The organism is Streptomyces sp. NPDC088812 (assembly GCF_044750285.1).
Lineage (GTDB): Bacteria > Actinomycetota > Actinomycetes > Streptomycetales > Streptomycetaceae > Streptomyces.
The window spans coordinates 1-15,174 of sequence record NZ_JBIVJP010000009.1 but is presented as its reverse complement, the minus strand read 5'-3'; the positions used below and the strand labels follow the sequence as shown (position 1 = coordinate 15,174).

14 protein-coding genes are annotated in these 15,174 nt (G+C 71.3%); 9 read left to right on the top strand and 5 right to left on the bottom strand.

The genetic code is table 11. The annotated features are described in order from the left end of the window. Window positions 1-40 precede the first annotated feature (40 nt). Complete coding sequence (locus ACIP67_RS17285) at window positions 41-880, bottom strand: hypothetical protein (protein ID WP_401692554.1); 840 nt, start codon at window positions 878-880, stop codon at window positions 41-43. Between the two features lie 143 nt (window positions 881-1,023). On the opposite strand from ACIP67_RS17285, the gene ACIP67_RS17280 reads away from it, so the two are divergent. After that, window positions 1,024-1,197 (top strand): hypothetical protein, encoded by a 174-nt coding sequence (locus ACIP67_RS17280; protein ID WP_401692553.1) that lies wholly within the window; start codon window positions 1,024-1,026, stop codon window positions 1,195-1,197. 109 nt (window positions 1,198-1,306) lie between these two features. Then, on the top strand, window positions 1,307-2,863 hold the full coding sequence (locus ACIP67_RS17275) for an FAD-binding oxidoreductase (protein WP_401692552.1): 1,557 nt from the start codon (window positions 1,307-1,309) through the stop codon (window positions 2,861-2,863). A 45-nt stretch (window positions 2,864-2,908) separates the two neighbouring features. Here ACIP67_RS17275 and ACIP67_RS17270 read toward each other — a convergent pair whose 3' ends face one another. From ACIP67_RS17270 to ACIP67_RS17260, 3 genes are all read right to left on the bottom strand, one after another. Next, window positions 2,909-3,622: a phosphatase PAP2 family protein gene (locus ACIP67_RS17270; protein WP_401692551.1), complete on the bottom strand. Its 714-nt coding sequence runs from the start codon at window positions 3,620-3,622 to the stop codon at window positions 2,909-2,911. Between the two features lie 237 nt (window positions 3,623-3,859). Then, the gene (locus ACIP67_RS17265; protein WP_401692910.1) at window positions 3,860-4,804 is read right to left on the bottom strand and encodes an NlpC/P60 family protein; all 945 of its coding nucleotides are present in this window, start codon (window positions 4,802-4,804) and stop codon (window positions 3,860-3,862) included. 123 nt (window positions 4,805-4,927) lie between these two features. Then, window positions 4,928-6,634 carry a serine/threonine-protein kinase gene (locus ACIP67_RS17260; RefSeq protein ID WP_401692550.1) on the bottom strand — a complete coding sequence of 569 codons (1,707 nt, stop codon included), beginning with the start codon at window positions 6,632-6,634 and terminating at the stop codon, window positions 4,928-4,930. A 151-nt stretch (window positions 6,635-6,785) separates the two neighbouring features. Between ACIP67_RS17260 and ACIP67_RS17255 the strand changes: the two genes are divergently transcribed. The 7 genes from ACIP67_RS17255 to ACIP67_RS17225 all read left to right on the top strand — a co-directional run bounded on the left by ACIP67_RS17255 (window position 6,786) and on the right by ACIP67_RS17225 (window position 14,463). Beyond that, window positions 6,786-7,031: a DUF397 domain-containing protein gene (locus ACIP67_RS17255; RefSeq protein ID WP_401692549.1), complete on the top strand. Its 246-nt coding sequence runs from the start codon at window positions 6,786-6,788 to the stop codon at window positions 7,029-7,031. 305 nt (window positions 7,032-7,336) lie between these two features. Next, on the top strand, window positions 7,337-7,645 hold the full coding sequence (locus tag ACIP67_RS17250; protein ID WP_003991275.1) for a hypothetical protein: 309 nt from the start codon (window positions 7,337-7,339) through the stop codon (window positions 7,643-7,645). 188 nt (window positions 7,646-7,833) lie between these two features. Beyond that, window positions 7,834-8,655, top strand: a complete 822-nt coding sequence (locus ACIP67_RS17245) for a hypothetical protein (RefSeq protein ID WP_401692548.1) — start codon at window positions 7,834-7,836, stop codon at window positions 8,653-8,655. After that, complete coding sequence (locus ACIP67_RS17240; protein ID WP_401692547.1) at window positions 8,645-9,994, top strand: hypothetical protein; 1,350 nt, start codon at window positions 8,645-8,647, stop codon at window positions 9,992-9,994. The genes ACIP67_RS17245 and ACIP67_RS17240 overlap by 11 nt, the downstream gene beginning before the upstream one ends. 14 nt (window positions 9,995-10,008) lie before the next feature. After that, a complete protein-coding gene (locus ACIP67_RS17235; RefSeq protein ID WP_401692908.1) occupies window positions 10,009-11,559 on the top strand; it encodes an SCO6880 family protein in 1,551 nt (516 codons plus the stop codon). 9 nt (window positions 11,560-11,568) lie between these two features. Next, the gene (locus ACIP67_RS17230; protein ID WP_401692545.1) at window positions 11,569-12,993 is read left to right on the top strand and encodes an ATP-binding protein; all 1,425 of its coding nucleotides are present in this window, start codon (window positions 11,569-11,571) and stop codon (window positions 12,991-12,993) included. A gap of 18 nt (window positions 12,994-13,011) precedes the next feature. Further along, complete coding sequence (locus tag ACIP67_RS17225) at window positions 13,012-14,463, top strand: type IV secretory system conjugative DNA transfer family protein (protein ID WP_401692543.1); 1,452 nt, start codon at window positions 13,012-13,014, stop codon at window positions 14,461-14,463. Between the two features lie 19 nt (window positions 14,464-14,482). On the opposite strand, the gene ACIP67_RS17220 is transcribed toward ACIP67_RS17225, so the two are convergent. Then, window positions 14,483-15,028, bottom strand: a complete 546-nt coding sequence (locus ACIP67_RS17220; RefSeq protein WP_401692541.1) for a GNAT family N-acetyltransferase — start codon at window positions 15,026-15,028, stop codon at window positions 14,483-14,485. Window positions 15,029-15,174: the final 146 nt, after the last annotated feature.

The window sequence follows — 15,174 nt, the reverse complement described above, 5'->3', positions numbered from 1 at the left end:
CTGACCGGATCCGCCCTTCCGCGGACGGCCGGGACCACGCTCACTCCTCGGCGATCCGCCCCGCGTAGATGTCCCGGCCCGCCGGCAGCCGTACGTCGACGGGGGTGCCGAAGTCGTACAGCAGCGTCGTCGAGGCGACCGCGACGGCCTCCTTCCGGCCGCCGTTGACGAAGCTGAAGCGGTGCCGGACCTTGCGGATGCGGCCCTGTTCGTCGAGGTAGACGTCGAAGGGCACCTCGGCCGTGGCGAACCCTTTCGCCGCCGCGCCCAGCGGTCCCCGGCCGCCCTCGGAGGAGTGCGCGGCGGCCGCGGCCAGGTCGGCCGTCCCGCGGTAGTGCCGCACCTCGGTCCCGGCCAGCCGGGTCGTCCCGACGTACGTCGCCGTGCGCGTGCCGCGCAGCACCTCGGCGGCGGCGTACGGGTCGGTGGCGCCGCCGGTGACCAGGTTGCCGTCGGACAGCGTCGCCGTCTCCACCCGCACCCACTTGTCGGCGGGCACCCCGGCGCCCCGGTTCTTCATGTAGAGGGCGCCGGGGGCGAGGAGTTCGGTGATGGGACGGTGCTCACTGGTCCCGGCCGGGTCCTGCGGCAGCACCACCTCCAGCGCGCCGAGCCGCTCGCGGTAGTCGTACAGCCCCTCGCCCCGGATGGTCACCCGGGTGCCGCCGGTGGCCATCTCCATCGACGTCCGGGCCTTCGAACTGCCCGCCTCCACCAGGGTGTCGGCGGCCCGGCGCAGTGTCTCGACCGGGTCGGCCGGGTGGCCGTCCTCGGCGGCGGCCCCGCTGCCGGAACACCCGGCGGCGCCGGCGGCACAGACCCCGGCGACGAGCCCCGCGACGACCGCCGTACCCCACCGCCGCTGCTGCCGCTCCGCCATCGCCTGCCTACCCCCAGCCGGTACGTCCGTCACGGGCCCCGTGTTGTTGCGTTCAACGACGCTCGGGCGGGCCCCGTCACGCCGGCCGAATCTCCCGCCGTCCGCGTGCAAGGTCCCGGCCGGTGCTGGGTAGCGTTCTCCGTGTGACCCAGCAGGACAGCGAGGCACCCTCCCCCACCGGCGAAGAACTCCACCGCACCACGACCGTCGAACGCGGCCCCTTCTGTCTCGCCCACTGCTCCTGCGGCTGGCGCGGCCCCGCGCGCAGGGCGAGAAGCCTGGCCAGAACGGACGCGGAAGGCCACAACCGCGGCTAGGGAACGCTCCTGACGCTCCCTCACCGCCTCCCCTCCCGGCCGGGGAACCCCGTCCCCCCGGCCGCCGTCTCGCTCCATGAAGCCGACGGAAGGCACGGGACGACACGACATGGAACGACGTACGTTCATCGCGGGCGGCACGGCCGCCGTCACGGCGTTCACGACGACCGCGTGCCGGGCGACGGCCCACGACGGCGGCACCCCCACCCCCGCCGCCGGTGCCACCGGTACCGCGCGCACGTCCACCGGCGCCACGGCCGCCCCCGACTGGGCGGCCCTCGCCCGCGACCTGGACGGCACCCTGGTCCGCCCCGGCGACGCCTCCTGGGACACGGCCCGCCGGCTGTACAACACGCGCTTCGACACGCTCAGGCCGGCCGCGGTCGCCTACCCCGCGCACACCGACGACGTCCGCACGGTCCTGGCGTACGCCCGCGCCCACGGCACCCGGGTCGCCGTCCGCAACGGCGGCCACTCCTACGGCGGCTGGTCCTCGGGCGACGGGCGGCTGATCCTCGACGTCTCCCGGCTCAGCCGGGTCCGGGCGAGCGGCGGCACGGCCGTGGTCGGCGCCGGGGCCAAGCTCATCGACGTCTACCGCGCACTGGCCGCGCAGGGCGTGACCGTCCCGGCGGGCTCCTGCCCGACGGTCGGCGTCTCGGGCCTGGTCCTCGGCGGCGGCCACGGCGTGGTCTCCCGCGCGTACGGCCTGACCTGCGACAGCCTCACCCGGGCGACGCTGGTCACCGCCGACGGCCGGCAGCTCACCGCCGACGCGACGACGCACGAGGACCTGTTCTGGGCCCTGCGCGGCGCCGGCAACGCCACCTTCGGCGTGGTGACGGAACTGCACTTCACCACCCACCCGGCCCCGCAGGCGGTGACCGGATACCTCACCTGGCCCTGGTCGAGGGCGGCCGCGGTGGTCGGGGCCTGGCAGGAGTGGGGCCCGGACCAGCCCGACGAGATCTGGTCCTCCCTCCATCTGTCCAACACCCCCGGCGGCACGCCCCGGATCTCCGTCGCCGCGTTCTCCCTCGGCGCGTACGGCGAGCTCCAGAACGCGGTCGACCGCCTGGCGGACCGGATCGGTGCCCAGGCGACCGGCGTCTCACTGCGCCGCCGTACCTACGAGGAGGCCATGGAGGTGTACGCCGGCTGCTCGTCCTTCTCCACCGACGACCGGTGCCACCTGCCCGGTTCGACCCCCGGCCGCACCCCGCGGGGCGAACTCGCCCGGGAGACGTACGCGGCCGGCTCCGACTTCTTCGACCGCTCCCTGCCGGCGGCCGGCGTCCGCACGCTGCTGGACCGGCTGAGCACCGTCCGCGGCGGCGCGGGCAGCATCGCGTTCACGGCCCTGGGCGGCGCGGTGAACCGCGTCTCCCCCACGGCGACGGCCTTCGTCCACCGCCGCTCCCGCATGCTGGCCCAGTACCTCGCCTCCTGGCGCTCCGGTACGTCCGGCGCGGCGGCCCGCTCCTGGCTGGCCTCGGCCCACGGGGCCATGAAGCCGTACGCCTCGGGCGCCGCCTACCAGAACTACGCGGACCCCACCCTCGCAAACTGGAAGCAGGCCTACTACGGCGACGCGCTCCCGCGCCTGACCCGGCTGAAGCGGCAGTACGACCCGGAGGGCTTCTTCACCTACCCGCAAGGCCTGTGAGGCCCACAGGGCTTGTGAGCCCCGCACAGCCTGTGAGGCGCGGCCTCACGCGGCGAGATCCCGCTCCTCGCTCGCCGTCTCCTCCACCCGGGCCCCCGACACCTGCGCACCGCCGCCCGCCTCGCGCGCGGAGCGGCTCCGGACCACCCATCCCACCCGGGGCGACCGCTCCACCGCCCGCAGCACGGGCGTCAGCAGCATCGAGGCCACCGGGGACAGCAGCAGCGCCACGGCCGTGCCGAGCGCGAAGCCGCCGACCACGTCGGTCGGGTAGTGCACGCCCATGTAGACCCGGCAGAACCCCTCCAGCAGACCGATGGCTATGCCCACCAGCCCGAACTTCCGGTTGGTGACGAACAGCGCGACGCCCATCGCCATGGTGATCGTGGCGTGGTCGCTGACGAAGGAGTAGTCGGTCTTGCCGGATATCAGCACCTCCAGCCCCTGGTGATCGAGGAACGGCCGGGGCCGCTCCACGAAGCCGCGTATCGGCACGTTCACCAGCACCGCGACCCCCGCGGCCAACGGCACCCACACCAGCGCCGCCACGGACGCGGCGGCCTCCTCCGCGGAGCCGGGCCGTCTGCGCACCGTCCACCAGCACCACAGCACCAGCAGGACCATGGCCAGCAGGAGCCCGTACTCGCCGACGAACTCGACGACCCGGTCCAGCCAGTGCGGGGCCTCCTGGGCGAGGCCGTTGATGTCGTAGAGCAGGTCGACGTCGGGGTTCGACCCGGATGCGGCGAGTCCAGCCATGGTGCTGCGGCCCCTTCGTCGTGTCGTGCCCGGCGCGCCTCACGCGCGCCGCTCGTACCCACCCCCGTGGTGTGTAGATCCGCTTCCGCCGGTGTGTTCAGTCTCAGGCATGGCTCGGCTACGTCAACAGGAACGCACAGCCCCCCTGAATACGTTCCGCTCTCCACCGAATGATCACGCAGACGTTATCGAAGAGAGATACGTCTTCGCAGCTCAGAAGGGGCGTTACCGGCCGGTTCAGACCGTCGTGGGGAGCGCTTTCGCGCCATCTTCGGTCACCCGGGTGGCCCCGAAGTACTTGCGGGTGTCGATCGGGTCGAACCGGATGACGGCCCCCGTGTGCGGCGCGTCGATCATGTACCCGCCCCCGACGTAGATCCCCACGTGGTCGATGGCCCGCGAGTTGTTGAGATCGGTCGAGAAGAACACCAGGTCGCCCGGCAGCAGTTCGTCCCGCGCCGGGTGCGGCCCGGCGTTGTACTGGTCGTTCGCCACCCGCGGCAACGTGATCCCCACGCTCTCGTACGCCGCCTTGGTCAACCCCGAACAGTCGAACCGTCCCCCCTGGTCAGCCGTACCGTTCCCACCCCACAGATACGGCGTCCCGAGCTTCTTCTGCGCGAAGTAGATGGCCCCGGCAGCCTGCTCGGAGGGGTCCACTCGGGTGACGGGGGCGGCGAAGCTCTTCTCCAGCGTGCGGATCGTCTTGACGTAGTTCTGCGTCTCGCTGATCGCCGGGACTCCGCCCGCGCGGATGACGCGGTAGGGGCCCGCGTTGTAGGCCGCGAGCATGTTGTCGGTGGTGTCGCCTGGTACGTCCTGCACGTCCTGCGCGAGCGCGCAGTCGTACGACGCGGCCGACGGGATCGCGTCATTCGGGTCCCAGATGTCACGGTCCCCGTCCCCGTCGCCGTCGATGCCCTGCGTGGCCCAGGTGCTGGGGATGAACTGGGCGATACCGCGGGCGTCGGCGTGACTCACGACGTCCGGATCCCATCCGCTCTCTTGGTACAACTGCGCCGCCAGAAGGGCCGGGTTGAGGGAGGGGCAGAGGTTTCCCCACTTCTGGACAAGCGTCTGATAGGCCGACGGCACAGCCCCCTTGGCCAGTCCGACACTCCCCTGCCCGACGCCGTTGACGAGATTCCCGGCCACGACGTACACGCCGACGACGAGCAGCATCACGAAGCTCAGCCCGAGCCCGACCGCGGCTCCGCCGATCACCCAAACTTTTCGCACGCCTCAACCCTCCCCCACCGCGGCGCGGTTTACCGGCCGATTCCGAACCAGTTGCTGTCGTGTGCGCTACTGCGAGACGAACCCGCGGCAGTCAATACTGGCGTACTGCCTGGTCCCTTGGACATGGAGGAAGAGCACCGTCCAGTCGCCGGGGTCGTTCGCGACGGGGATCGCGTCGCTGTACTTCTTTCCCTCCACCGTCTGCTGGAAGTCGTCGGGGTACGTCAGCTCCACCCATTCGTAGCCCATCTCGACGGGCTTGCTGATGTATCCCAGGTCCAGGTTCGCCTGGGGCACGCCCTCGATGGGCTTGCCGGTGTCCGCGTCGATCGCGTGCGGGGGCTTCACGGACACGGAGACGTAATACGGGCCGGACTGGGGAGTGGTGTAGCTGATCCGGATTCCGATCCGGACCTTGCCCGCCGTGTAGGCGGCGTCGGAGTCCGCCGCCGAGATCGAGGCCTGGAAGTACTCGTTGCGTTCCTCCGCCGGCAGCCCGCACGCCCCTTCCCCGTCCTCCGCATTCGGGTCGGCGGTCCACCAGTCGCGGGACGGGTTGGTCTGCTCCACGTAGGCGGGCGGCTGGAGTTCCGCCTCGTCACTGCGGGCCGTGGTGGCCGCCGCCGAGGTGGTCCCCGGGCCGGCCTCGTCGTTCTTGCCGTCACCGCCGTTGCCGTCACCTGTGCCGGGCAGCAGGACGAGTGCGGCGACGGCGCCCACCACGACGGCCAGTCCGGCCGCACCGGCGATCAGCCAGGGCTTCCCGCGCCGAGGACGGGTGGCCGGCGACGGCTGGGTCACGTGGGTGGGTGTGTAGCCGTTGCCGCTGGGGGCAGTGGCCGTGGGCATGTCGTGCGGGCCGAGCGGCCTGTGGGCCGGAGGAGGGAGTGGCGGGGGCGGGACCGTGGACATCGACGGGACCGCCTCGCCCAGTGCGGCCAGTCCTCCGTAGGACGTGTCCTCGACGAGCGCCGTTCGCACCCCGCAGCGTACGATCACGTCGGCGAGGCCGGGACGTGACCCTGGATTCTTGGCCACGCACCACTCGACGAGTGCGGCCAACTGCGGCTCCACGTCGACGATGTCGATCGCTTCGTGCACGGCGCGAAAGCTCACCCCCGCCGGATCCCCGTGCCCGAAGGGTGGCCGGCCGGTCGCCGCGTAGGCGAGCGTCGCACCGAGGGCGAAGACGTCGGCGGCAGGGCCGACCTCGTTTTGCAGCAGTACCTCGGGTGCGGTGAAGCCGGGCGTGCCGGGCGCGACCCCCGCCTCGGTGAGTGCTGTCTGCGCCGCGCTGCGGGCGATCCCGAAGTCGATGAGCTGGGGACCCTGGGCCGCAAGGATCACGTTCTGCGGTTTGAGATCCCGGTGGGTGACGCCCTGCGCGTGCACCGCCGAGAGCCCTTCCGCCAGCGCCGCGAGCAGCGCACGGCACGTCTCGGCGGGCAACGGTCCCCGCGCCGCCACCGCCTTGCTCAAGGTGGGCCCCGGGATGTATTCGGTCGCCAGCCAGTACGGGGGCGCGTCCAGCGCGGCGTCGATCAGGTTCGCCGTATAAGCGCTGCGCACCGCCCGGACCGTCTCCACCTCCCGCCGGAACCGCGCCAGCGCCTCCGGATGGTCGGTGATCTCGTCCCGGATGACCTTGATGGCGACGAGCCGTCCGCCAGGTGAGCGGCCGAGGTAGACCTGCCCCATGCCGCCCGCGCCGAGCCGGGCGAGCAGGGTGTACACACCTATCCGTGCCGGATCGTGAGCCCTCAGTACGTCCACCGAACGACCATGCCACACGGGTCAGTTCAATGGGCCCCCGGCACTCGGCCCACAACAGGTCGCCCGTGCCCGACCTCGCCGTCGAGGGGCGGGGTTACCGTGGGCATGGAAGTCTCCACGCCCTCCTCTCCACTCCCAAGAAGGACACCCCATGTCTGACGTCCCGTCCGACCTCACCTGGATCCGCGCCGCCCCGCCGGAGGCGACCGGTCCCGGCCCCTGGATCGAGATCGCCTTCGGCGACGGCGACGGCGGCGAGGCCCCCGTCTACCTCCGCGAGACCAGCGACCCGGAGAACGTCGTCACCACGAACCGCCGCAAGTGGGACGCGTTCGTCCTCGGGGTGCAGGCGGGCGAGTTCGACCACTTCGTGGAGGGCGTCGAGACGGAGTACTGACGCGTCCGTCACGGGGCGGCATGAGACCATCGTGACGGGTCTCTCACCCGACTGGCCGTCAGGACGGGAACAGGGCCGTGAAGTGGGACAACGACGGAACCACACACCAGGTTCCGCACCGAGCTCATTGCCCGGCGTGACCTGCCGTGATACACAGAGTGACCGTACGAGCTATTCGTACGAATCCCGCCCATCAATGACGCCAAGTCGACATACGACGGCGGCATTGTCGGCGAGAATGAGGCTGACCTCTGCACACCGCAGGGGACCGACTGCGGAACTACCCACCAGGGGCGGTGACTTACATGCTCTTTGCGGCCGACAAGGGAGACATCAACACCATCATCGGCGGGATCGCTCCGGACTGGGGGCCCTTCGGCAGCCTGGGCAACGAGGCCAAGGTGATGATCGAGGTCGTGATGGCGGTCGCCATCCTGCTCTGCCTCGGCATCGCCATCTGGGGCGCGGCCAAGCAACGCATCGGTGCCACCGCCCTGCGGGACACCTTCAGCGCGGAACAGGGCAAGGGCCTCATCATCGCGGGCCTGACGGGCGTCTTCATCATCGGCTCACTCGGCACGCTGTTCACGATCGTGTACGGCATGGCCGTCTAGCCGTCCCGGGTCTCCCCCGTCCCGTCCGGGCACGCCCGGGCCTCTCCACCCCACCCACCCGTCGTGCCCACCGGCTGAGGTTGCGTTTCCCTGATGTCGAGTCACCACACCGCGCCCGCGCGGGAACCAGCACGGCTACCGTCGTACTACTACGCGTTCCGGTACGGCAGCGAGGGGGCGTACGCGGTATGAGTCCCGGCGACGACCACGACTACGGCGAACCCGCGGGCACCCGTGTCCGCCTGCCCGACGCCGACCCCTACGGCGGCGCCCGCCGTCCCGGCCGCTCCTCCTCGCGCGGCCTGGTGACGGTCGTCGCCGTCGTCGTCCTCCTCATCGCCGCGATCGCCATCGCCAACCGCGGAGGAGACGATTCCTCATCGTCCTCCGCGACGAGCAAGGGCGACCAGCCGAAGACGTCGACCACGGCCGCGAGCGGGACGAAGCCGGTCCAGACGAAGAGCGCGGGCATCCCGACGGGGTACACGCGCGATGAGCAAGGTGCGCAGAGCGCGGCGGCCAATTACTGCGTCGCCCTGGGCTCAGCGGGGATGTTCGACTCCGAGCGGCGACGCGAGATCGTCGACACCGTGTACGCGCCCGCCGTCGCCGAGGCCCGGCGGTCTGCCCTGGACACCGCCTACTCGGACGAGACGTTCCTGGGCAATATCGGCCTGAACAAGGACGGCACCGCCCCGGACGGCCAGACCTTCGTCTCGCGGATCGTCCCTGTGGGGTCCAAGGTCACAGCTTCCAGCGAGGACGCGGCCACCGTAGAGGTCTGGTACACCTCGCTCTTCGGTCTCTCGGGCGAAGCCTCGACCAATCCCGTGTCCCAGAGCTGGTACACCACCACCTACCAGCTCAAGTGGATCAACGATGACTGGAAGGTCACCGACTTCCAGCAGAAGGACGGGCCCGTTCCGATCGGGCGCGACCAGAAGGCCTCCACCGCCGACGACATGACGAAGGCCGTCGAGGAGTACGGAGGGTTCACCTATGCGCGCTAAGCACCTCTCGCTGAAGCTGACGGCCGCCGTGGCCGCCGTTCAGACCACATCGGTGCTTCTCACGGCCCGCGCCTTCGCCGCGCCGTCGCCCGACCCGAGCCCCTCTCCGTCGGCATCGCCGTCGGCGTCCCCCTCTCCCAGCGACAGCACCTGCGACCTGATCCGCGGTCCCGCGGAGGAGTATTGCCAGAGGGGGGACACCTCCTCTGGCACCACCACCCCCCTCACCGACACCACCGACCCCCTCTCCTCCCTCGCCAAGGGCTGCGCCGAAGCCGCCGCCTGGACCGTCGACAAGCTCAGCGACGCCGTCCAGGACACCGCGAACGTCGACTTCACCAACCCCAAATTCCTCCAGCAGTACGCGGTCGTCTTCGCCGCGTCGACGGTCCTGACCCTCCTCCTGTGGCTGCTGGCCGTGGCCAAGCGGGCGGTCCGCGGGGTCCCGGTGACCACCGCCATCGGCGAAGCCGTCGGCTTCCTGTGGCTCACGGTGCTCGCCTCCGCCTTCACCCCGCTGATCCTCTACACGGTCGTGTCGGCCACCGACGGCATCACGGACGTCCTGGCGAAGACCACCGGCGACCAGACCGACACGTTCTTCGGCACCTTCTCCGCCGCCCTGGCAAAGGGCGAGGACATCGGCGGCGGCCCGATCATGCTGATCGTGGTCTCCCTGGTCTCCATCCTCGCCGCCGGCGTGCTCTGGCTGGAGCTGGTCATCCGGGCCGCGCTCCTCTACGTCGGCGCCCTGCTCGGCACGGTCGTCTACGCCGGCCTGGTCGACAAGAACCTGTGGAGCCACGTCCGCCGCTGGGCGGGCATCATGATCGCGGTCATCCTGGTCAAACCGGTCATCGTGATCGTCCTCGGCCTCGCCGGCGCGCTCTCCGCCGACGACGGCCCGGACGCCTTCTCCGCCGTCGTCTCCGGCCTCGCCATCATCCTGCTCGCCATCTTCGCCAGCGCGATGATCTACCGCTTCGTCCCCGGCTTCGGCGACGAGATCGCCGGCTCGCGCAACAACCGCCTCATGCAGGGCGCGGAAGGCAAGGCCGCCGCCGTCATCAGCTCCCCGGCGACCCTCGTCGCCCAGGGCATCAAGACGCACAGCACCCGAGCCGACAGCAACGGTGGCGGTGCGTCCTCCGGCGGCCCCCGCCCGGCCCACCAGACCGCCGGCGGCGTCGCCGCGCACAGCTCGCGCACCCCGAACACGGGCGGCGGATCCGTCCCCACCGCCGCGCCCCCGCCCCGCACCGGCAGCCCGGTCAACACGCCCCACGCCAGCAACACCCGCAACAGCAGCAACAACCGCCCGGGAGGTGAAGGGCGTTGACGACTGATGCCCACGTGGCCCATGTGTCCCACACGGTCACGCCCCGCCGTACCTATCTGATCGGCCGCGCCCGGCCGAACGCGATCGTCGGCCGCAACCGCGAGACCGGCGAGATCGCGCTCATCGTCATCGGCGCGTTCCTCGGCATGATGTGCGGGCTCCTCGTCCCCCTCCTCACCCTGCGCATCGTGCTGCTGGCCGGCTTCCCCATGCTCGCGCTGGCCGTGGTCTACGTGCCGTACAAGCACCGCACGTTCTACAAGTGGTTCGAGATCAACCGCAGCTACAAGCGCACCCTGCGCCAGGGCACCACGTACCGCTCCGGCGTCATGGAGGCCGGCACCCGGATCGACGGGCAGGAGATCGAGGTCGGCCCGCCGCCCGGCATCGGCCGCATCACCTGGCTGGCCGCCCCCTTCGGCCCCGACGAGATCGCCGTGCTCCTGCACGCCGACCGCCGCACGGTCACGGCCGCGATCGAGATCGAGGGCCCGGGCGTCGGCCTGCGCGACAGCGAGGACCAGGAGGCCCTCGTCGACCGCTTCGGCACCCTGCTCAAGCACGTGGCCAACGGCGACGGCTTCGTCACCCGCCTGCAGATGCTCGCCCGCACCCTGCCCGCCGACCCCGACGCCCACGCCAAGGACGTCACCCAGCGCGGCGACGACAAGGCGCCCGGCTGGCTCCAGCAGTCCTACGACCAGCTCCAGTCGATGGTGTCCACCAGCAGCGAGCAGCACCGCGCCTACCTCGTCGCCTGCATGCACTACACCCGCGAGCTCGCCGCCGAGGCCCACGCCATGGCCCGCGCGGCCCGCCCGCAGAACGGCCGCAAGCTGGACCGGGACGCCGGCCTCGCCGTCGTCATGGCCCGCGAGCTGACCGACATCTGCTCCCGCCTCCAGGAGGCGGACATCCGCGTCCGCCAGCCGCTGGGCCAGAGCCGCCTCGCCTCCCTCGTCCACTCCATGTACGACCCGGACCACCCCATCGACCACATCCAGGCCATGACCCGGCGCAATGCCTGGCCGGCCGAACTGGACGCGATGGAGCCCACCTTCCTCCAGGCCAAGACCCGGGAGTCGTCGACCCGCGCCCCCTGGTGCCACGCCACCGCCTGGATCAAGGAGTGGCCGATGACCCCGGTCGGCGTGAACTTCCTCGCCCCGCTCCTCGTCCACACCCCGGACGTCATCCGCACGGTCGCCGTGACGATGGACCTCGAACCCACCGAGGTCGCCATCGAACGCATGCTGACCGAGAAGACCAACGACGAGGCGGAGGCCAGCCGCGCCGCCAAGATGAACCGCACCGTCGACCCCCGCGACGTCGCCGCCCACTCCCGCCTCGACCAGCGCGGCGAGGACCTGGCCAGCGGCGCGGCGGGCGTCAACCTGGTCGGCTACATCACCGTCTCCTCCCGCACCCCCGAGGCCCTGGCCCGCGACAAGCGGACGATAAGGGCGTCGGCCGGCAAGTCGTACCTCAAGCTGGAGTGGTGCGACCGCGAGCACCACCGCGCCTTCGTGAACACACTCCCGTTCGCCACCGGCATCCGAAGGTAGGGGCTTTCCATGCGGGACCCGATGTCCGTCCTCACCGACGCCTTCACGTCCTTCCTGTTCGGCAAGGTCGAGACGACGCGCCTGCCGGTCCGCACCTCGACCGGCCAGGCCCAGGCGGTCTACCTCCCGACCGCCGCCCCCGGCCTCGGCGACTCGGGTGTGATCATCGGCCGCGAGGTCTACTCCGGCAAGGGCTACATCTACGACCCCTTCCAGCTGTACGGCCAGCAGCTCCCGGCCCCGCACTGGCTGGTCCTCGGCGAGTCCGGCAACGGCAAGTCGGCGCTGGAGAAGACGTACGTCCTGCGCCAGCTCCGGTTCCGCGACCGCCAGGTCGTCGTCCTGGACGCCCAGGGCGAGGACGGCGTCGGCGAGTGGAACCTCATCGCGGAGGCGCTGGGGATAACGCCCATCCGCCTGGACCCGACGGCCGCCCTGGACCACGGCATCCGTCTGAACCCGCTGGACCCGTCGATCACCACGACGGGCCAGCTGGCGCTTCTGCGCACCATCATCGAGGTCGCGATGGGCCACGGCCTCGACGAACGCTCGGGCTTCGCCCTGAAGGTCGCCCACGCCTACGTCAACGAGACGATCGTCGAACGCCAGCCGGTCCTCACCGACATCGTCGAGCAGCTGCGCCACCCGGAACCGGAGTCGGCGGAGGCGATGAACGTCGCCATAGAGGACGTACGGGCCTGGGGCCTGGACGTGGCGCTGGTCCTGGACCGTCTGGTCGACGGTGACCTGCGGGGCATGTTCGACGGCCCGACGACGGTCGGCATCGACCTGGACGCCCCGCTGATCGTGTTCGACCTGTCCCACATCGACCGCAACTCCATCGCCATGCCGATCCTGATGGCGATCGTCGGCGTGTGGCTGGAGCACACCTGGATCCGCCCCGACCGGAAGAAGCGCATCTTCCTCGTCGAGGAGGCCTGGCACATCATCAACAGCCCGTTCGTGGCGCAGCTCTTCCAGCGGCTGCTGAAGTTCGGCCGCCGTCTGGGCCTGTCCTTCGTGGCCGTCGTGCACCACCTGTCGGACGTCGTGGACGGAGCGGCGGCCAAGGAGGCGGCCGCGATCCTGAAGATGGCCTCCACGCGGACGATCTACGCCCAGAAGGCGGACGAGGCGAGGGCGACGGGCCGGGTGCTGGGCCTGCCGCGCTGGGCCGTGGAGATCATCCCGACGCTCACCCCCGGCATCGCCGTCTGGGACGTCAACGGCAACGTCCAGGTCGTCAAACACCTGATCACCGAGAGTGAACGTCCCCTGGTCTTCACCGACCGCGCGATGACCGAGTCGTCGGCCGACCTGGCCGACGACGACGCCCTGCGCGCCGCCGAGCTCGAACAGGAGCAGCGGGCGGCGGCCTTCATGGAACAGCACCTGGCCGACTTGGACGGCTCGTCCGAGTCCACGGTGGCGTGAGGTCGGGGGTGCGCTGCCATGAGAGCCGGTGACGAGCGCCGCGACGGCCAGGGCGGCATCCCCGACGGTCTTCTGGTCGGCATCCTCGCGTTCCTGCTCGGCATGACCCTGCTGGTGTGGACGGCCACGGGGCTGGCGGCCGTCCTCTCGCACGGCTCCTGGCCCCCCGGCATCGCCTTCACCCGCACGCCCCTGGCGATGCGCCACCTCGTCGCCCGCCCCCACGACCTCGCGGGCGCCTGGCCGGACGCGGACCCCGCCGCCCTGTCCGGCTACGGGCTCTTCTGGGGCCTGTTCATCGGCGAGCTCATGCTGCTGTTCGTCCTCACGGTCTTCGTGATCGGGACGGTGGCGCGCTGGCGGGCGGTACGGGCGAGGAGGGCGGCGGCCGTCGCACCCCCGGTACCGCCGGAGACGCCGGCCCACCACGAGGTCCCGACCCCGCGAACGGCACCGGCACCGCCCCCGAGCCCGGAACCGGTCCGGACCCCGCTCACCTCCCTGTCCACGGCGGGACGGCCCGCCGCGCGGGAGACCCGACGCCCGGAGACGGGCGTGCTCTTCGCCTCGCCGGAGGGCCGGCACACGACCGCCGCGCAGGCCGTGCGCGACGCGGAGGGCCCCGTCCTGGTCGTCACGTCGGCCCCCGACCTCTGGCACACCACCAAGGACGCCCGGTCCAAGCTGGGCCCGGTCCTCCTCTACGACCCCACGCACCGGTGCGACACCCCGGCCCGCCTCCACTGGTCCCCCACCGCCGGCTGTGAGGACCGGACCACCGCCGCGGCGAGGGCGACCGCCCTCCTGGCCCCCGTGCGTCCCACGGCCCGTCTGGGCCAGGCCGTCACCGACACCGCGGAGACCCTGCTGCGCTGCTGTCTGCACGCCGCGGCCATCGACGGCCGCACCATCCGCCATGTGCACCGCTGGGCCCAGGGCACCGGCCTCCAGGAGGCGGTACGCACCCTCCGTACGAATCCGAAGGCGGCCCCCGGCGCGGCCGGCGAACTGGAGGCGGCCCTCACCTCCCATCCCGAACGCCGTGACATCGCCCAGGAGCTGACGGCCCGTGCTCTGTCGGCGCTCTCCACGGTGAACATCCGCGAGGCCTGTACTCCCAACCGAACGGATGCGCTCGGCCTGGATTCCTTCGTGAACGAAGGGGGAACGCTGTACGTGGTCGGTGAATCCATCGAGGACCCGAGGACCAGCCCCGGCGCGATGCCGCTCCTCACGGCCCTCGTCTCCAGCGTGGTCGAGCGCGGCCGGCGCGTGGCCGAACGGTCATCCTCCGGTCGCCTCGACCCACCACTGGCCCTGGTCCTGGACGACGTCGCGGCGGTGGCTCCGCTCCCCCAGCTCCCGGACCTCCTGTCCACGGGCCCGGAACGCGGTCTCCCCACGCTGGCCCTCCTCCGCTCCCGCGAACAGGCCCGCACCCGCTGGCCCCACACGGAACTCCCGGTCTGACCGCGGTACGACGGCCGCCCTAGGGACGTCGCAGTACGAACTCCAGCTCCCGGCTGTCCGGATCGGCCGTCATCGGTACGACGACGCCGCTGGGCTCGAATCCCGCCCGGCGGTAGAAGGCACGGGCCCGCCCGTTGTCCTCGTGGACGATGAGCCGTACCCGTTCCACCCCACGGTCCCACGCCCACTCCAGCGCGGCGTCGAACAGCACCTCGGTCAGCCCGATCCCCCGGCACTCGGGCCGTACGAACACGCCGACGAGGTGCCCCTGCCGCTGTTCGACCGGGAATCCCGCCCAGTCCTCCGTGCCGGCCTCCTCGACCAGCACGGTCACGGTCCCGACCCATTCGCCGTCCGGTCCCTCGGCGATGATCTGCTGTGCGTGCTCCGCCTTCTCGGCGGCGCCGGCCGTCCGTTCCCGCCAGAAGGACTCCGGTTTCGCCAGGGCCTGCTCGTACGTCTCCAGGAACGCCAGGGGTGCGACCGGGTCCCGCAGCGCCAGTAGCCGCAGTTGCCTCGCCGCGGCCCACTCGTCGGCGCGCACGGACCGAATGACGTAGCTCATGCAGGTCACCGTAGTACCCGGGCCGGACACCCTCACCCGAATAAGGCCCTGAACGCAGAAATCCCCCGTGCCGTCCGGCACGGGGGATTTCTCAAAAATTGTTCGGCGGCGTCCTACTCTCCCACAGGGTCCCCCCTGCAGTACCA